The sequence below is a fragment of the Streptomyces sp. NBC_00285 genome (assembly GCF_036174265.1).
Classification (GTDB): Bacteria; Actinomycetota; Actinomycetes; order Streptomycetales; family Streptomycetaceae; genus Streptomyces.
In genome coordinates, this window is sequence record NZ_CP108055.1 from 1,157,127 (window position 1) to 1,174,479 (window position 17,353).

General features: G+C 70.3%; 16 protein-coding genes. 7 read left to right on the top strand and 9 right to left on the bottom strand.

Annotation, left to right across the window (positions count from 1 at the left end; translation table 11 throughout):
- From OHT57_RS05545 to OHT57_RS05575, 7 genes are all read right to left on the bottom strand, one after another.
- Positions 1-543, bottom strand: a complete 543-nt coding sequence (locus OHT57_RS05545; protein ID WP_328744908.1) for a dCTP deaminase — start codon at positions 541-543, stop codon at positions 1-3.
- Complete coding sequence (locus tag OHT57_RS05550; protein WP_328744909.1) at positions 540-1,106, bottom strand: hypothetical protein; 567 nt, start codon at positions 1,104-1,106, stop codon at positions 540-542. Before OHT57_RS05550 ends, OHT57_RS05545 begins: the two co-directional genes overlap by 4 nt.
- Positions 1,103-2,143 (bottom strand): hypothetical protein, encoded by a 1,041-nt coding sequence (locus OHT57_RS05555; RefSeq protein WP_328744910.1) that lies wholly within the window; start codon positions 2,141-2,143, stop codon positions 1,103-1,105. Before OHT57_RS05555 ends, OHT57_RS05550 begins: the two co-directional genes overlap by 4 nt.
- Positions 2,128-3,978: an alkaline phosphatase family protein gene (locus OHT57_RS05560; protein WP_328744911.1), complete on the bottom strand. Its 1,851-nt coding sequence runs from the start codon at positions 3,976-3,978 to the stop codon at positions 2,128-2,130. The genes OHT57_RS05555 and OHT57_RS05560 overlap by 16 nt, the downstream gene beginning before the upstream one ends.
- On the bottom strand, positions 3,975-5,180 hold the full coding sequence (locus tag OHT57_RS05565) for a hypothetical protein (RefSeq protein ID WP_328744912.1): 1,206 nt from the start codon (positions 5,178-5,180) through the stop codon (positions 3,975-3,977). Before OHT57_RS05565 ends, OHT57_RS05560 begins: the two co-directional genes overlap by 4 nt.
- Positions 5,170-7,665 (bottom strand): dCTP deaminase domain-containing protein, encoded by a 2,496-nt coding sequence (locus tag OHT57_RS05570; protein WP_328744913.1) that lies wholly within the window; start codon positions 7,663-7,665, stop codon positions 5,170-5,172. Before OHT57_RS05570 ends, OHT57_RS05565 begins: the two co-directional genes overlap by 11 nt.
- A 90-nt stretch (positions 7,666-7,755) precedes the next feature.
- Complete coding sequence (locus OHT57_RS05575) at positions 7,756-7,914, bottom strand: hypothetical protein (RefSeq protein WP_328744914.1); 159 nt, start codon at positions 7,912-7,914, stop codon at positions 7,756-7,758.
- A gap of 229 nt (positions 7,915-8,143) precedes the next feature.
- On the opposite strand from OHT57_RS05575, the gene OHT57_RS05580 reads away from it, so the two are divergent.
- Genes OHT57_RS05580 through OHT57_RS05590 form a run of 3 tightly spaced genes read left to right on the top strand, consistent with a single transcriptional unit; the run spans position 8,144 to position 11,749 of the window.
- A complete protein-coding gene (locus tag OHT57_RS05580) occupies positions 8,144-9,382 on the top strand; it encodes an ATP-grasp domain-containing protein (protein ID WP_328744915.1) in 1,239 nt (412 codons plus the stop codon).
- A gap of 23 nt (positions 9,383-9,405) precedes the next feature.
- A complete protein-coding gene (locus OHT57_RS05585) occupies positions 9,406-10,629 on the top strand; it encodes an MFS transporter (RefSeq protein WP_328744916.1) in 1,224 nt (407 codons plus the stop codon).
- A 37-nt stretch (positions 10,630-10,666) separates the two neighbouring features.
- Positions 10,667-11,749, top strand: coding sequence for a substrate-binding domain-containing protein (locus tag OHT57_RS05590; RefSeq protein ID WP_328744917.1), 1,083 nt, complete (start codon positions 10,667-10,669; stop codon positions 11,747-11,749).
- Between the two features lie 4 nt (positions 11,750-11,753).
- Here OHT57_RS05590 and OHT57_RS05595 read toward each other — a convergent pair whose 3' ends face one another.
- On the bottom strand, positions 11,754-12,203 hold the full coding sequence (locus tag OHT57_RS05595; protein ID WP_328744918.1) for a MarR family winged helix-turn-helix transcriptional regulator: 450 nt from the start codon (positions 12,201-12,203) through the stop codon (positions 11,754-11,756).
- Positions 12,204-12,386: 183 nt separating this feature from the next.
- Entirely contained in the window at positions 12,387-12,875 is a 489-nt protein-coding gene (locus tag OHT57_RS05600; protein ID WP_328744919.1) for a MarR family winged helix-turn-helix transcriptional regulator, read from the bottom strand.
- A 386-nt stretch (positions 12,876-13,261) separates the two neighbouring features.
- Between OHT57_RS05600 and urtA the strand changes: the two genes are divergently transcribed.
- The 4 genes from urtA (at position 13,262) to urtD (ending at position 17,353) form a co-directional block, all read left to right on the top strand.
- Positions 13,262-14,515 (top strand): urea ABC transporter substrate-binding protein, encoded by a 1,254-nt coding sequence (gene urtA, locus OHT57_RS05605; RefSeq protein WP_328744920.1) that lies wholly within the window; start codon positions 13,262-13,264, stop codon positions 14,513-14,515.
- Between the two features lie 77 nt (positions 14,516-14,592).
- Positions 14,593-15,480, top strand: coding sequence for an urea ABC transporter permease subunit UrtB (urtB, locus tag OHT57_RS05610; RefSeq protein WP_328744921.1), 888 nt, complete (start codon positions 14,593-14,595; stop codon positions 15,478-15,480).
- Positions 15,477-16,583: an urea ABC transporter permease subunit UrtC gene (urtC, locus tag OHT57_RS05615; protein WP_328744922.1), complete on the top strand. Its 1,107-nt coding sequence runs from the start codon at positions 15,477-15,479 to the stop codon at positions 16,581-16,583. Before urtB ends, urtC begins: the two co-directional genes overlap by 4 nt.
- Positions 16,580-17,353 (top strand): urea ABC transporter ATP-binding protein UrtD, encoded by a 774-nt coding sequence (gene urtD / locus OHT57_RS05620; protein ID WP_328744923.1) that lies wholly within the window; start codon positions 16,580-16,582, stop codon positions 17,351-17,353. Before urtC ends, urtD begins: the two co-directional genes overlap by 4 nt.

Here is a 17,353-nt window from a genome sequence, read left to right on the forward strand (position 1 = left end):
TCACGCGCCCTTGCGGGAGGGGACCGTGGTCAGGTCCTCGCTGAGCCGGGAGGCGACGGCGGCGGTCGAGCCGGTGTACTTGCCGTCGTACAGGAGCGGTTGGCCCTGCATGGCCCAGAAGGCCAGCTTGCCGATGACCATGCCCGGATAGAGGCGGACCGGATTGGCGACGGTGATCTCCAGGGTCCAGGGGAAGACCGCGCCGCTGTGGCCGAGGGGGGCGGAGAACTGGATCCAGACGCCGAGGGTGGAAACCGAACGGCAGGCGTAGAGGGTGGCCGCGTAGTGCGGGCTGCCCATGGCCTCCATGGTGCTGCCGAGGTAGAACCTGCCCGGTTCCAGGACCCGCCCGGCGGCGCCCATGGTGAGAAGGCGGGAGGTGGGGGCGCGCTGGCTGTCCAGGGTCTGACGGTCGTAGACGAGGAGGTCGGGGGCCAGGCGGAAGCCGTAGGAGTTGGGCTCGAGGCGGGCCGGGTCGAAGTCGTCGATGTGGATGTCGCCCGTTGCCACGGCCTGGGCCATCTCGGGGCCGGTGAGGATCACGGCTGGCAACTCCCTTGCAGGGAAAGGACGGTGGCGTGGATCGCGGTGCGGTAGGCGGCGAGGTCGCCACTGTTGTCGATCACGGTGTCCGGCTCGATCAGGTCCAGGCCGCGGGTCGATCCGTCGGCGCGGGTGAGGTCGGCGCGGTCGGCGAGACGGCTGAGGCGCAGTTCCTCCTCACAGGTGATCCGGAGGATCCGGAAGCCCAGTGCGCGCAGTGCCGGGGTGTCGACGAAGGGGTCGCGGAGGTCGTCGTTGACCACCAGTCCGGCCGTGCAGTCGGCGAGCCGGGCGGCGAAGTCGTCAGCCAGGGCACGGGGGTTGAGGCGACGGAGGTGGCCCGCGAGGTCCTCCATCAGGACCTGGTCCTGGGCGCCCGGGCGCAGGGGGGCGCCGGCGGCGGCGTAGACGCGGTCCTGGAGTTCGTACAGCGGGCGGGCCAGCGGGATGCGGGCGAAGCCGAGGCCGGCCTCGACGGCGTACTCCCGCAGGGTGACCGCGCAGGTCGACTTGCCGCTGCCGGAGTGTCCGATCACCGCGATCCGCAGCTGACCTGGGCTCATGAGGCGGCCAGTGCCGCGTCGAGGTCGACGTCCAGGGTGCCCGTGAGGCGGAGCATCGCCAGGTCGGCCAAGTAGGGGCGCATCGCGGAGAGGGTGGCGTAAAAGGCCGCGTAGTCCGGGACCAGGTAGTGCTGCCAGCCGAAGAACGTGGTGTCGACCGCGCGGTCGACGATCCGGTTGAGCTCCATCCAGCGCGCGGGCTCCTCCTCGACCCGCTCGACGGCGAACGGTTCGCCGGGTCGGACCTCGGGGAGCAGGATTCCGGCGAGGCGGAGCGGTTCGGGGCTGAACTCCGAGCCGAGCCAGGCCTCGAAGGCGTCTGCGTCGAGCAACAGCTTCCTGCGGTCGGGAAGTTCGGCCGGGTCGACGCCCGCGTGGGTGCGTACCCAGTCGACCAGCTCCGGGTGTTCGCGCAGGGTGCCGGCGCCGACGTACGGGTAGTCGCGCCAGGGGGTGGCGGTGATGCCGCCGTCCTCGATGCGGCAGAACAGCTTGTCGCCGGTGAAGTACTGCCAGCCGGGGCGGCTGAGCACCGAGACCAGGGTGGTGGTCTTGCCCGCGCCCTTCGGTCCGGCGATGGCGTAGGCGCGCCCGTCGCGGCGGACACCGGAGGCGTGCAGGACGACGGTGCCGCGGGTCTCCTCGGTGCGGATGATCAAGTCGCGGATGAAGTCCATCAGTTGGCACACCGAGCCGTCGGTGATGCCGACGTCGAAGCGCTGGTCCGTCGTCGCGTCCACGGGGACGTCGAGCCGGGTGTGCTCGTTGGCGTAGACGCGGCGGTCGCCGTGCCGGGACAGAAGGGCGTGGAAGGTGAACTCCGGTGCCGTGCTCTGCCGGATCACCGCCGGCCGGCCGGCCGGGGGCCGGGCCACCGGGTCGTAGGGGACGAGGGTCAGGTGGAAGGCGGGGTCGTTGGCGGGCTGGTCGGCGAGGGTGTGCCGGAAGAACCTGGCGACGGGCTGGAAGGCCTTCTCCGCCTCGGCGTCGATGTCGAAGTGCAGGGTGGTGTCGAGGAAGTTCAGGTAGCGGTGCACGCACGCCTCGCAAGGGGTTCGGGTCGGGAACGGCCGGTCGGGGTCAGTCCGAGCTGGCGCAGGGCGATCTGGGCCGGAAGGGTGTTGTCGACGGTTCCGAGGTCGGTGCCGGACGGCAGGCCGGGACCGCGGGCGGCGAACACCGCGTGCAGCCTGGGGTCGCCGTTGTTGGTGATGTGCGCGCCCGGCTTGTGGGCGGGGACGACGACGGCGCGGTCGGGTCGGAGGGTGGCCGTCGGGAGGCAGTCGGGGTCGAACAGGACGTGGCGGACGAGGGTGGGGTCACAGCCGGGGGAACCGGAGAAACCGCTGATCAGGGGGCGGCCGGCAGGTTCGGTGAGGCCTTTCAGCGCGGCCTCGGCCCGGTTCAGGAGGTCTTCCGTGTCCGCACGGGGCACCAGCCCTCCGGGCAGGTCCTCGTGGTTGATCCACAGGGAGCCGTTGTCCGCCGGGTGGTAGATCACCGAGGAGCGCCCGGGGTCGAGGGCCCCGTCGGGTGCGCGGGCCGCGAGTCCGGCCGCGATCAGTGCCTCGTTGGGGTGGACCACCCAAGCGGTGCCGGCGATCCCGTGGTCGGCACCGAGCAGCACCGAGTCCTGTGCGCCGGCGTGGTCGAGGACTTCACCGAGGAGTCGGTCGGCCCAGCCGTAGCAGGTGCGGACGCGCTGCCAGATCTGTTCGTCGACGTCCGGACGGTGGGCGGCGCCTTTGGGGTCGCACCAGCCGATCAGTTCGTGGCCGAGGTCGTCGGTGGTGGGCAGGTACATCACGACGAGGTCGGCGCTGTGCCGTCGTAGGACTGTGCGGGCCGGGGCCTCGAAGGAGCGCTGCACGCAGGCCAGCGACGACAGGAACAGGTCCTCGGCGGTGCCGTCGCCGCCGTCCACCAGACGGGGGCCGAGCAGTCCGGCGCGATAGGTGGGGCCGATGCCCTCGCCGGCGAAGACAGGCAGACACTCGTCTTCGGTGAGTGCGTGGGTGAGGGCGGGGTCGTGGCCGACGACCCGTGGACGCCAGGCACCGGTGCGCAGCAGGACGCGTCGCCCCTCGGTCTCGATCAGCCGCAGCCATACACCGGTGTCCGTGCCGAGCCGGAGGGGGTGCCAGTCGGTGTCCCCCGCCCCCAGCGTCACGGAGTGCTCGCCGCAGGTGACGCGGATTCGATGGCAAGCCGCCTGTGCCACAGCGGGACCGCGCCCCGGCGCGTGGCCGACACCACCGGCCGCCGGCTCCACATCAGGGCCGCCCACCGGCGCGACGCCGACACCACCCGTCGGCCGCACATCAGGACTGCCCAGCGTCGCCGCATCGGGCGCGCCCGTCGACGTCACATCGGCACCGCCCACCGGCGTCACGTCAAGCACGTACGTCCCGACGGAGAACCTCTCCTGCCCCCCGGCGAGCACCAGCGCCGCCTGGCGGTCGATGCGGTCGCCGTACGCCTCCACCGCGACGTCGAGCCCCGGCTCCGCCTGGCCGTCCGCGCCGATCGTCCATGGGACGTACACGGCGGCGGTGCGCAGCCCCGCATCGGCGGCCGTGTGCCACACGGTCGGTGCCGCGCAGCGGCCCGGGGCGAAGGCCGCCGCGGACTCCTCCACCGGGCCGCCGGTGCCGGGGATCCGGAAGCCGGTGATGCCGTGCCGTTCCGGCCAGGTGCCGGTGAAGAGTGTGGCCAGGGAGGGCGGGGTCTGACAGTTGGGGGCCGGTGGGCGGGCCGCGGCGCTGACCCCGGCGGCCCGCAGCCGTGCCGTGTTCGGCAGCGCGCCCTCCGCGGTGAGCCGGTCCACGATCCAGTGCGCCGCCGCGTCCCAGACCAGCCAGTAGACCGTCACCGGCCTGGCTCCAGTTCGGGCCGGGCGGCGACGACGTCCCGCAGGAAGCTGCGCTTGGAGTAGAAGGAGCGCTCCTTGGCCCAGCCGCGCTCGGCGAGGAACTCCCGCACCCACGCGTCGACCCGGTCCATCTCCGCGACGACCTCGCCCTCCTCGTGCGGGACGAGGTTGCGGGACCGCAGGTACTCGACCTCGCACTGGGACAGCACCACGTCGGGTGCGTCCAGCAGGCGGCAGTGGTCGAAGAAGATGCCATAGATGTGCCCGGTCCGCACGGACTCGCACTGGACGTCGTAACGGACCCGCCGAAAGGGGGGCAACGCCCGCACGGTCAGGCCGAGTTCATCCTTGAGGTAGTCGGCGTAGCCCTCTGGGGGCACGTCCACCTTGTGGGTCAGTTCCTCCCTGCGGGCGAAGGCGTCCTCGGCGAACCACTTCCGCTTGAGGATGTTCTTGCCGTCGGTGGAGGGGATGAAGGAGGCGTAGCCGCGTTCGGACTCGGGACCGAGGACGTCGTGGAGGTGGTTGTCGTAGTACCAGATCTGGAAGTCCTCGCGGTACTCCGGCCGGCAGCCCGGCAGTTCGCCCGCCCTGAGCGCCCGCAGGACCTCCAGGCCGGCCTCCCAGATGTCCGGGGCCGGATCGAGGGTGTACTTGTACTCCAGCTCGGTGCCCTTGAAGTGGTTGCGGAAGTAGAGGTGGTGGTTGCCGACCATCAGTTCGTGATGCTGATGTGCCGTCAGCATCGGTTTCAGCCAGCGGAGTTCGTCCACCGGTCCATGGCCGACCGGCGCCTCGGTACTGCGCACGAAGCACGCGTCCTCGATGTGGGCGCGGATCTGCGCATAGGCGTGGTAGCCGCCGCCGGGGTGTTCGGAGAGGTAGCACAGGGGCACCAGGGCCGAGCCGGCGGATCCGACCAGGGGCCGCAGTGCGGGACCCGCGAAGCCGTCCTGGAAGAGGTCCGCGCCCTCGACGGGAGCGCGGCCCAGCGGGTGTCCGTCGCTGGTGAGGGCGACCGCCTCGCAGGTGCCGAGGTCCGCCCAGTCGACGACCACGGTGGTGCTGGGCCGGGCCTCCTCCAGCGGGTCCACCCGGACCAGGACCAGCGGGTCGGCGTCCGCCCACGGCTTGCTGCCGTTCAGCAGGTGGACTCCCCCGAGTACGACCCAGGCCTGGCCGTCCCGTCGTTCAGCGCTCATCGTCGGTGCTCCTTCCGGCGGCGGTTCCGGCCACCGTGATGACCCCGTCGCTGATGACGGCCTCGCCGCCGTCGACCAGGGGTGCCAGGTCGTCCGCGACCAGGGCGGGGACCTTGGCCTCGCGCAGCAGGATGGCGAGGTGGCAGAGGACCGAACCCTCCTCGAAGACGAAGCCGGCCACCGAACCGATGAGGACGGAGAGCACCGCGTAGGGGCGGCTCACCCGCACCACCGGCGGGGCGGGCATGGCCTGGATCTTCTCCAACAGGCGGGTGATCTCGGTGTGTTCGACGACGTCCTTGCTGCGGTCCACGCTCACCGCGGGCCCCACCGAGAGCCGCCTCAACAGGTCGTCGTCGGCCAGCTTGAGCAGCGGTCCGCTCGCAGATCCTGCGGAGACCAGCGTGCCGCGCTCCCCCGACAGCACGTCCCCGGTCAGGAGCGAGTAGTCCACGAAGTAGGGCTCGCCGTCGGCGAACACCCACTCCACCGTGGCATCGCCGTACCGGTCGTGCATACGGCCGGTGAAGGCGGCCATGCGTGCCAGGTGCGGGACCAGCTCGGCCGGAGCGCCGTCCACGGCCTCCGCGCGGTCCTCCCCGCCCGCGTTCCGGACGAAGGAACGGGCGCCCGCCGTGCCGCGGTTGAGGGCGAGCAGTCCGTCGGGCGTGTACTCGACGAGCAGGTCGGTCCCGGACCGGCGGGTGATCAGGCCGAGTTCGCCGCGGATGAAGTCCCGTACGACGACGGCCTGTCGGCGGTCGGGCTGCGCGTCGGCGCGGGTGATCTCGCCGAGCCGGTCGGGCACCTGCTCCTTGGGGACGACGATCTGCCGCAGCGTGGCGCCGAGATCCAGGACGCATTCGCTGCCGGGGCCGGTGGCCAGCAGCGCGCGTACGTGGTCCCGGCCCTCGGCGGCGGCCAGGTCCCGGGCAGTGAAGCCGATCAGCCAGCCCGCGCCGACGGAGAGTCCCAGCTCCTCCGCCAGCCGGTGCGCGGGTCCTCGTTTGGCGGTGTATCCGGCGTACACCTCGGCGATGTCACCGAGCTGGGCACCGGCGGGCGGATCCTCGAAGTACAGCCGGCTCGACCAGATCCCGGCTGCGGCGGGGCCTTCGTCGACGAGCCTGCGGGCGGTCACGGGACGTACCTGGACGAGGTGCAGCCCGGCCTCGTCGGCGGCCCACTCCACGTCCACGTCGCAGCCGCGCTCCTGTCGCAACTGGCGGCAGGTGTCGGCCAGTTCCGCCAGGAGCGGGTCGTCGATCCGCCCTCCGGGCGCGGCCGAGACGCGCCGGGGCACCGCCACTCCGGCGACCAGCTCTTCGGCCAGACCCTCGGTGTACTCGATCTCGACGGAGCCCTGACTCCCGTCGAGCCCGGTGAAGGCCACGCCGGCAAGCGTGGGCCGCACCAGCCGCTGGACGATCACCGCGAGCCGGGGCTCGGGGTCGAAGTCGCCCGCGCGCACCCGGGCCGCCACCGCCGAGCTCGCATAGTGGGAGCGCCAGCACTCCGCCACGGCCGCGATCACCCCGTCGGCCCCGCGCACGCCGAGCACACTGCGATGGACGCCGGCCAGGCTGCTGGTGCCGCTGTCCTCGGCGAGCCCGGAGGAACGGACCGCGAACTCGCCCTCCTCCGGGTCTCCGAACATGTCCTGCAGCCGGGCGGTGAGCAGCTCGCGCAGGTCCTGCGGCACGGTCAGCCCGGCCACCGCCGCCTCGATCCCGGCGGTGAGTTCGGTGAAGAAGGCACCGACCGTGGCCCGCATCTCCTCGAACAGGGCGCCGAGTTCGCCGCGTGCCTCACGATCGAGCGCCTGGGCCAGCTCCCCCGCGGGGACGGCGAAGGCGAGCGGCACCCGGTAGGTCCGTGAGGTCAGGGCGAGCGAGGCGAACTTGTGGCCGACCTCCGCCGGGTTCGCGACGGTGCCGAGGCCCGGCAGCCGTTGCCGGGACAGCTGACGGTCGAAGTCCTTGTGGATGTCGCTGGCCCGGGGTCCGACAGCGCCCTGGTATTTGCCGTCGTACAGCTCGATCTCGCCCTGCGGGCGCCACCACATCATCTGGCCGATGGTCATGCCCGGGTACACCCGAACCTGGTTGACCGTGTAGAGCTGGAGGGTCCACTGACCCTCGTAGCCGATGTCCCCGAGGCTGGCGGAGAGATTGATGAACAGGCCGAGTCTCGCCACGGAGGAGCGGGCGGCGAAGGTCGGCGCGTAGTGGCGGCTGCCGAGCACCTCCTGGGTGTGCGCGAGGTAGAGCCGGCCGGGCTCCAGGACATAGCCCTCGTCGCCCATCTCGATGTCGACGCAGACGTTCTCGCGGCGCGGGTCGAGGGGCATCTCGGAGTAGACCCTGAGGCGGCTGCCGAGCCGGAAGTTGTAGCTGTTCGGATTGACCTGCTCGGGAGTGAACGGCTCGATGGTGATGCGGTCGTTCGTGCGTTCCCGCGCGATCTCGCTTCCGGTCAGGATCATCAGCACTCCTTGCGGGAGGTGGGGGGTTCGGCGACGGCCCGATCGGCAGAGGGACGCGGCCGTGGAGAAGGAGGGGGTGGCGAGGTCGGGTCAGAGGGGGAAGTACCGCTGGGCCCTCGGGAGTTCGGTGGCCGGGCGGGCTTCGGCGATCTCGCCGTCGACGGGGACGGTGCCCTCCAGGATCCGGGCGGTCAACAAGACGATCGACTCAGGGTGGTGACGTTCCTGCTCGTGAGCGGTCAGTCGCATGGATGCACGCCCCGTTCCGATCAGGAGTACTTCCTTCAGAAAGTATTTGGGTTCGGGAATTGATGTCAACGATTCAACGGCATGCTCAGCAAATGTAACTTCGCGGAAACTTGGGCTAGTTGACAGCTACTCACCGACCGGAAAATAGTTCATCCAGGAAGTACCTAACTCCCCCGCACCTGACTCCCCGCACCGGCCTGCCCAGGTCCGGCGCAAGCGAGAGGTACACATGGCGCACATCGCGTTCCTGGAGACCAACACCACCGGCAGCGGCTACGAGGCGATCGCCGCCGCCAAGCGTGCCGGCCACCGCGTCACCTTCGTCACCCGTGACATCGAGGCGTATCTGCTGCCGGGCCAACTCCAGCTGGACACAAGCCTGCTGGACGATGTCGTAGGCACCGAGACCAACGATCCGGACCAGGTGGTCGCCGCGCTACGGCCCTTGCTGCCCGGCCTCGACGCGCTCATCTCGATCGGCGAGTGGCACATGATCAGCGGCGCGGAGTCGGCGCACCGTCTCGGCCTGCCGGGGCAGGCGCCCGACTCGGTGCGCGCCGCCCGGATCAAGTCCCTGCAGCGCCGGGCCTGTGCCGAGGCGGGCGTCCCGATCCCGGACTTCGCCGTGGCCCGCACCCCCGAGGAGGCGGCCGAGGCAGCCGTCGCCCAGGGCTTCCCGTGCATCGTCAAACCCGTTGATTACGGCGGCAGTTACGGCGTGCGGCTGTGTCACAGTGCCGACGAGGTGGCGGAGCAGGGCGTCTTCCTGCACTCGGTCACCCACAACCAGCGCGACCAGCGGATGTCCGAGGAGATCCTCGTCGAGGAGTATCTGGAGGGCCCCGAGATCAGTCTGGAGACCCTCACCTACGACGGCGTCACCCGCTTCCTCGCCATCACCCAGAAGCTCACGGTGCCGCCGCCCTCGTTCTACGAGACCGGGCACGCGCTGCCCGCCGACCTCGACCCCGAGCTCGAACTGGAATGCCGCCGGATCACCGTCGACGCCCTGAACGCCATCGGCTACGTCTTCGGCGCCGGGCACATAGAACTCAAGCTCACCCCCGACGGGCCCAAACTGATCGAGGTCAACTGCCGTCCCGCGGGCGACCGGATCACCCATCTCCTCAACCGTGCGCTCGATGTCGACCCGACCGAGCTGCTGATCGAGATGTACCTGGGCACCCCGCCCGACCGGATTCCGGAGCCGGCACGGGGTGCGGCCATCGTCTTCCTGCCGAGCCCGGGCGGCCGGGTGGTCGCCGTCGAGGGGATCGAACGGGCGCACGCCGTGCCCGGGGTGGAGGAGGTCTCGCTGTACGTCGGCCCGGGCGACGTCCTGGCGCCGCCGACCAACAACAACGACCGCCTGGGCTACGTCACCGCGACCGGCCCCGACAGCACCGCCGCGCTGGCGGCGGCCACCACCGCGGCCGGGTCGATCCTGGTCAAGCTGGAAGCGGAGTGAGGCTTCGCCAGTACACCGACGGGATGACCAAGCCCATCGCCCTGGTGTGCCTCGGCATCTTCGTCAGTCGGCTCGGCGGCTTCTTCGTCCTCTTCCTGACCCTCGTCCTGGCCGAACGCGGCTACGGCACCCGGCAGATCACACTCGCCCTGATCGTGGTCGCGACCGCGGGCGTGCTCGGCGCCGCGGCGGCCGGCCCGGTGGCCGCCCGGGTCGGAGTGCGTACGGCCCTGCTGCTCACGGGCTCGGTCACCGCGGCGGGCGCGTTCCTGTGCGCCGCGCTCCAGGACTTCGCGCCCACCGTCGCCCTGGCCGCCGTGGTCTCCGCCGGTGTGCAGGCGTACTCCCCGCTGGCCCAGACCGTGGTGGGCACCTCGGCGACGGCCGAGCGCCGGGTGGCCATGTTCGCCGTGTACCGGCTGTGCCTGAACGTGGGCGCGAGCGTGGGCCCGGTCCTCGGCGCCCTGCTGCTGTCCTGGTCCCCGGCGGCCGTCCTGGTCGGCAACGGCCTGGCCGCCACCGTGGCGACCCTGCTCGTCCTGCCGCTGCCTCGCGCGACCCCCCGTTCCGTCCCGGGACCGGACCGGAGCCCGGTGGCGCAACGCTCAAGGGTGAGCGGCGAGTTCGCGGCGGCCGCCGTGGTGCTGAGCGTGGCCTCGCTGGTCTACGCCCAGCAGACCGGAGTGCTCGCCCTGGCGGTCCGTGAAGCGGACTATTCCACCGATGTCTACGGCTGGCTGCTCACCCTCAACGCTGTGGTGGTGATCCTGGTCGAGGTGCCCCTGTCGCGTTACACAGGGCGCTGGCAACGGCGCACCCCGCTGATCCTCGGCACGGTCTTCGTCTGCGCCGGGTACGCGGTCAACCTCGCCGGGATCTCCCTGCCCGTCCTCATCATCGGGGTGCTGAGCTGGACCCTGGGCGAGGTGCTGATGACGCCGGTGGCCGCCGCCTTCGCGACCGAGGCGGCCCCGCCCTCCCAGGAGTCCGTATACCTGTCCTTCCTCAGCATGTGCCAGACCGTCGGCTACGCGGTCGGCCCGGCCGCCGGGGTGTACGCCTACGGTCAGCACGCCGCGCTGCCCTGGCTGATGTGCGCCGGCCTCATGGTGGTCAGTGCGCCCGCTTTGTACTACCTGCTCCCCCGGGCCCAGTGGCGGGCTCAGACCTCCGAGGATTGTCAAGTGGTCTGTACCGGTCTAGGCTCCGTCGACGCGGGAGATCCTCAGCAAGGGCGCCGGGGTTGAACTCCACGTACACCGCGGAATCCCCCGGAGGTGCCCTGTGCACTCGACGGCAGCACACCTGTGTTCGGACCGACGGGACATCCTCCTCGTCGCACTCGTGATCCCTCTGCACGGCCCGGCCGGCATCGTCGGCCCGTCCTGCGAGTTCTCCGCGCAGTTGGCCGCGGAGGAGCTCAACGCCGCGGGCGGCATCCTGGACCGGGAGGTACGGCTGGTCGTCGTGGACGGCGGCGCCGAACCCCACCAGGTCGCGGACGAGGTGGCGGGCCTGGTCGCCCTCGGGGCGGTCGACGCGGTCGTCGGCTGGCACACCTCGGCGGTGCGCCAGGCCCTGGCGCCGCGGATCGCACACCGGGTGCCGTACATCTACACCGCGCAGTACGAGGGCGGCGAGGTGACGCCCGGGGTGTTCCTCACCGGGGAGACGGACATCCAGCAACTCGCCCCCGCCATGCGCCTGTTGACCGAAGCGACGGGCGCCCGCCGCTGGTGCACGGTGGGCAGCGACTACGTCTGGCCGCGGGTCACCGCCCGCACCGCCCGCCGGTTCGCCGCGGAGTCCCGCAGCAGCGTCGTGGACGAGGTGTTCGTTCCCCTCAACACCGAGGAGTTCGGCCCCGCGCTGCGAAGGATCGAGGCCAGCGGGGCGGACGCGGTGCTGATGCTGCTGCTCGGCGACGACGCGGTGCGCTTCAACCGGGCGTTCACGGCGGCGGGGCTGCACCAGCACTGCATACGACTGAGCACGCACATGGACGAGAACCTGTTGTTCGCGACGGGCGCGGAGGCCTCGGAGGGGCTGTGGGCGGCCGCCGGGTACTTCGACTCCCTGATGACCTCGGAGAGCCTGTCCTTCGGCCACCGTTACGCCAGGCGGTTCGGGGACGAGGCGCCGGTCGCCGGGAGCCTCGGCGAGTCCTGCTTCGAGGGCATCCTGCTGCTCGGCGCACTGGCCGACCACCGCAGGTCGTTAACCGTGCCGGCCCCGCCAGGACCTGAGGAGACGATCTCCTACGAGGGCCCGCGGGGCGCGCTGAGGCTGCGCGGCAACCACCTCGAACAGCGGCTCTACCTGGCCCGGGCGGACGCCCTGGACTTCGAGATCACCGCTCAGCTCTGAGAGCTCACCGCTCAGATCCGGCCTGCTGCGGGGCGCGCTCCAGGAGGGACTCCAGGCGCGCCAGCCCGGACACCAGCTCCCGTACCTCGGGCAGTTCGGCGAGCACCTGCTCCTGCGCCCGCCGGGCCAGGGCGGCGACAGCGCGGTGCCGGGTCCGGCCGCGCTGGGAGAGGTAGACCAGGACGCGCCGGCCGTCCCCCGGGTCCTTGCGGCGGTAGACCAGCGCCGCCGAGACCATCCGGTCGACCAGCTTGGTGAGGCTGGGCGCGGGCATCAGGGCGTATTCGGCGACGTCGGACATGGTGTGGCCGCGGTCGTCGGCAAGGAACGCCAGCACGCGCCACTCCTCGACGGAACAGCTCTCGGCGTCCAGGGCCACGCTCAGGCGCCTGGTCATCAACCGCTCGGCACTGCTGAGCAGTCGGGGGAGATCGCGGGGCAGCTCCGACGACACGTCAACCCCTCCTCAGCAGGTCCGCGGGCAACCGGCTCACAGCGCCGACCCTACCTCCCCGCCGCGGTACTTTCCAGGGGAAGAACCTGCTCACGGGGGCGCACACCGATTCCGCCGACGCCGGCTCCCCCGAGCCGCACCCTGTGCCCCATCCGAGCTCCTTTCCGACAGAAGCAACCGGAGTCAGCGCACCCGCCCTGCCGCTGCCCCGCGCCCCGACGCGACCGTGCCGGCACTCCCGTCGAGCACGTCGGCGAACCGGGCCAGCAAGGCGTGCAGCTCCTCCACCTCGTCCTGCGCGAGCCCCGCGGGCAACTCGGCCCAGTCCGCCTGCACTCGACGACTCAGCCGATGCCAGTACTGCTGCCCGCGCGGGGTCAGTCGGGCGAGGATGCGACGGCGGTCGGTGGGGTCCACACGCCGGTACACGTGGTTCTGCTCGACGAGTTGGTCCATCAGCTTGGTCAGGCTGGGCGGCGGCAGGAAGGCACAGTCGGCGATGGCCGTCATGTTGTGCCCCCGGCCGTCGGAGAGCAGGTCCAGCACCCGCCACGCCTCCACCGAGCAGCCGAACTCGTCGAGGACGCCGTGCAGTCGGCGCGCGGCGAGGCGTTCGGTCCTGGTCAGCAGCTGGAGCAGTTCCTGGGGCCGGCTCACCGTCACACTCCTCATGCCACATGGTCGCGTCGGGACTTCAGCCTTGGCGTCGATCACCTCGGCTTGACAAGGGTAACGGGAGACCGGAAACTTCACACAGGAAGCAATAATTGCCGTTACCGAGATTCCGTCACCCAGGTCTCTCCGGTGGCGGCTTTCTCTTTTTGGCCCCGAGATTTACTTCCAACAGAAACTATTCATCAACCGCGCCGAAACACCGGGGAAACAGCATCGGCGCAGTCTGTGACCGCACTTCAGTCCACCAGCCCGGACGCCACCGCACCGAACGGCTGGGAATTCGCGCGCCACCCCAGCCGCACTTCACGCGCTGAGTGCCCGCAGGTTCACGTCCCTGAACTCTTCCTCTCTTTCCCATGCCCCTCGGGGCAAGGAGGTATTGCATGTCCGGGCTCAGCATCAGCCGTCGCGGTCTCCTGGCGAGCGCCTCTGCCATCGGCGCCTCCGCGGCTCTCACCGCGTGCGGTGCCAAGACCGGCAGCGACACGTCGTCCGACTCCGCCGCCAAGGCCGACACCTCCGGCAGCACCGTCAAGGTGGGTCTGCTCAACTCCCTGTCGGGCACCATGGCGATCAGCGAGGTGACCGTCCACAACTCGCTGCTGCTCGCCGTCAAGGAGATCAACGCCGCCGGCGGAGTACTGGGCAAGAAGCTCAAGCCCGTCAGCCAGGACGGCGCCTCCGACTGGCCGACCTTCGCGGAGAAGGCCGAGGCACTGATCACGGACGACAAGGTCGTGGCCACCTTCGGCTGCTGGACCTCGGCGAGCCGCAAGGCCGTCAAGCCGGTCTTCGAGCGGTACAAGTCGCTCCTCTTCTACCCCGTGCAGTACGAGGGCCTGGAGGAGTCGCCGTACATCTTCTACATAGGCGCGACCACCAACCAGCAGATCGTCCCCGCCCTCGACTACCTCAAGAAGCAGGGCCTGACGAAGCTCTACCTGGTCGGCAGCGACTACGTCTTCCCGCGCACCGCCAACAAGATCATCAAAGCGTACGCCAAGGCGAACGGCATGACCGTGGTCGGCGAGGACTACGCGCCGCTGGGCTCCACGGAGTTCAGCACCATCGTCAACAAGGTCAAGGACTCCGGCGCCGACGCGGTGTTCAACACCCTCAACGGCGACAGCAACGTGGCCTTCTTCAAGGAGTACAAGTCCTCGGGGCTCACCGCGAAGAAGATGCCGGTGCTGTCGGTCTCCATCGCCGAGGAGGAGGTCAAGAGCATCGGCACGCAGTACCTGGAGGACCAGCTGACGGCGTGGAACTACTACGAGACCACACCGGGCGCGGCCAACACCAAGTTCGTGAAGGCCTACCAGGCGGAGTACGGCAAGGACAAGCCGACCAGTGACCCGATGGAGGCCGCGTACATCTCGGTCTACCTGTGGAAGGAGATGGTCGAGAAGGCCGGCTCCTTCGACGTCGCCAAGGTGAAGGCGGCCTCCGACGGCATCGAACTGGACGCCCCCGAGGGCAAGGTGACCGTCGACGGCGCCTCCCAGCACGTGTACAAGACGGCCCGCATCGGCAAGGTCGGCTCGGACGGCCTCATCAAGGAGGTCTGGAACTCGAGCAAGCCGATCAAGCCGGACCCGTACCTGAAGAGCTACTCCTGGGCCGCCGGTCTCTCCTGAACCGCCCCGCCCGGCCTCGCACTTGAGGCCGGGCCCTTGGACAGCCCGCACGCCCGTCCCCGACCCGGAGCCGCTTCATGACGGTCATCCTCAACCAGACCTTCACCGGCATCAGCATCGGTGCCGTCCTCCTGCTCATCGCCCTCGGACTGACCCTGACGTTCGGTCAGATGGGCGTGATCAACATGGCGCACGGCGAGTTCATCATGGCCGGCGCCTACACGACATACGTCCTCCAGAAGTCCATCAGCAGCGCCGGTGTCTCCCTGTTGGTCGCCCTGCCACTGGCGTTCCTCGTCGCGGGCAGCCTCGGCGCGCTGCTGGAGTGGCTGCTGATCAAGCGCCTGTACACCCGGCCGCTGGACACCCTGCTGGTGACCTGGGGTGTCTCGCTGATGCTCCAGCAGCTGGCCCGAGACATCTTCGGCGCCCCCAACGTGCAGACCCACGCCCCGGATCTGCTGACCGGCAACATCCCGGTCGGCGGCGGCATCACGCTGGCCAACAACCGGCTGTTCATCCTGGGCCTCGCCCTGCTGTGCGTCCTCGGGCTCACGCTCGTGCTGCGCATGACGCCCCTGGGCCGCCGGATCCGCGCGGTCGTGCAGAACCGGGATCTCGCCGAGGTGTCGGGCATCGCCACCGAGCGGGTGGACCGTACGACCTTCTTCATCGGTTCGGGCCTCGCGGGCGTGGCCGGGGTCGCACTCACCCTGGTCGGCCCGATCGGCCCGACGATGGGCACCAACTACATCGTCGACGCCTTCCTGGTCGTGGTCGTCGGCGGCATCGGGCAGCTCAAGGGGAGCGTGATCACCGCGTTCGTACTCGGCGTGCTCCAGGCGGTGTTGGAGTACTCGACGACGATCAGCGTCGCGAAGGTCGTCGTCCTGGTGGCGATCGTCGCCTTCCTCCAGTGGCGACCCCAGGGCTTGTACACACTGCGCACCCGGAGCCTGGCATGACGACGATCACCGAACGCTTCCGCGTCCCCGGCGCCTTCCTCGTCGGGGCCGTCCTCCTCCTGGGTGTCGCCCCGGTCGCTCTCTCCGACTTCCGGCTCTCCCTGCTCGCGAAGTACCTCTGCTACGCCATCGTCGCGGTCGGGGTCAGCCTCGCCTGGGGCCGTGGCGGTCTGATGGTCCTCGGCCAGGGCGTCTTCTTCGGCCTCGGCGGCTACGCCATGGCCATGCATCTGAAGCTCACCGATGCCGCGGCGACCGGCGAGAAACTCCCCGACTTCATGCAGCTGTACGGCACTTCGGACACGCTGCCGTGGTGGTGGGAACCGTTCGCCAACCCGGCGTTCGCGCTCGCCATGACGATGCTCCTGCCCATGGCGGTCGCCGCGCTGCTCGGCATCCTGGTGTTCCGCCGCCGGGTGAAGGGCGCGTACTTCGCGATCCTCAGCCAGGCGCTCGCGGTCGCCCTGTCCATCTGGCTGGTCGGCCAGCAGGCCACCACCGGCGGCACCAACGGACTCACCGACATCCAGGGCTTCTTCGGCTACTCGCTGGACGACCCCGTCAACCAGCGGATGGTGTACTTCATCATCGCCGCCGTACTTCTCCTGCTGATGGCCCTGGCCCGGCAGCTGTTCGTCAGCCGCTACGGCGAACTCCTCATCGCCGTACGGGACTCGGAGGAGCGGGTGCGCTTCCTCGGGTACGACCCGGCGAACGTCAAGCTCGTCGCGTACGTCCTGGCGGCCGGCATGGCGGGCCTGGCCGGTGCGCTGTTCGTGCCGGCCGTCGGCATCATCTCCCCGGCACTGATCGGGGTCGTGCCGTCCATCGGCTTCGTCATCGGCGCGGCGGTCGGCGGCCGGGCCTCGCTGGTGGGCTCGGTACTCGGCGCGGTCACCGTGGCCTGGGCGCAGAGCACGCTGTCCGACGAGTTCCCGGCCGCGTGGACGTATCTGCAGGGCCTGCTGTTCGTGCTGGCGGTCGGCTTCCTGCCGGGCGGCCTGGCGTCGCTGACGGTGTATCTGCGCAGGCGGCGCGAGCGGCCTCGTACGACGACACCTGTGGAGGAACCGGTTCCGGTGACGGTGGGAGAGACGGTATGAGCGGCGAAGGACTGACCGTCCGCGATCTCAGGGTCACTTTCGACGGCTTCACCGCGGTCGACGGCGTGGACCTGGAGATCCGTCCCGGCGACCTGCGCTTCCTGATCGGTCCGAACGGCGCGGGCAAGACCACCCTGGTCGACGCCGTCACCGGTCTGGTCAGGGCCACGGGGTCCGCGCGCTTCGGCGACCAGGAACTGCTGGGCAAGCCGGTGCAGAAGATCGCCCGGACGGGCATCGGACGCACCTTCCAAACTGCCACCGTCTTCGAGGAGTTGACGGTCCTTCAGAACCTGGACATCGCGGCCGGCGCGGGCCGTGGCGTGTGGACCATGCTGCGGCGCCGCAAGGACATCCCGGAGCCGGTCGAGCAGGCGCTGGAGACGATCGGGTTGACCGGGCTGCGCGACCGCCAGGCCGGGGTGCTCGCGCACGGTCAGAAGCAGTGGCTGGAGATCGGCATGCTGCTCGTGCAGGACGTCCGGCTGCTGATGCTCGACGAGCCGGTCGCCGGTATGAGCCACGACGAACGCCAGGCCACCGGCGAGCTGTTGCAGCGCATCAGCGAGGAGCGGACGGTCGTCGTCATCGAGCACGACATGGACTTCATGCGTGCCTTCGCCCGCAGCGTCAGCGTGCTGCACGCCGGAAAGATGCTCAGTGAGGGCACGGTCGCCGAGGTGCAGGCCGACGCCAAGGTCCAGGAGGTCTACCTGGGGCGCGCGACCGAGCCCGCCGTCGAGACCGTCGTAGAGACGCAGGAGGCCTGA

Coding starts and splice junctions, on each gene's coding strand:
- OHT57_RS05550 (WP_328744909.1), bottom strand. CDS start 1,106: ATGAGCCCAGGTCAGCTGCGGATCGCGGTGATCGGACACTCCGGCAGC.
- OHT57_RS05565 (WP_328744912.1), bottom strand. CDS start 5,180: ATGAGCGCTGAACGACGGGACGGCCAGGCCTGGGTCGTACTCGGGGGA.
- OHT57_RS05570 (WP_328744913.1), bottom strand. CDS start 7,665: ATGATCCTGACCGGAAGCGAGATCGCGCGGGAACGCACGAACGACCGC.
- OHT57_RS05575 (WP_328744914.1), bottom strand. CDS start 7,914: ATGCGACTGACCGCTCACGAGCAGGAACGTCACCACCCTGAGTCGATC.
- OHT57_RS05580 (WP_328744915.1), top strand. CDS start 8,144: ATGGCGCACATCGCGTTCCTGGAGACCAACACCACCGGCAGCGGCTAC.
- OHT57_RS05585 (WP_328744916.1), top strand. CDS start 9,406: ATGACCAAGCCCATCGCCCTGGTGTGCCTCGGCATCTTCGTCAGTCGG.
- OHT57_RS05600 (WP_328744919.1), bottom strand. CDS start 12,875: ATGAGGAGTGTGACGGTGAGCCGGCCCCAGGAACTGCTCCAGCTGCTG.
- urtA (WP_328744920.1), top strand. CDS start 13,262: ATGTCCGGGCTCAGCATCAGCCGTCGCGGTCTCCTGGCGAGCGCCTCT.
- urtB (WP_328744921.1), top strand. CDS start 14,593: ATGACGGTCATCCTCAACCAGACCTTCACCGGCATCAGCATCGGTGCC.
- urtC (WP_328744922.1), top strand. CDS start 15,477: ATGACGACGATCACCGAACGCTTCCGCGTCCCCGGCGCCTTCCTCGTC.
- urtD (WP_328744923.1), top strand. CDS start 16,580: ATGAGCGGCGAAGGACTGACCGTCCGCGATCTCAGGGTCACTTTCGAC.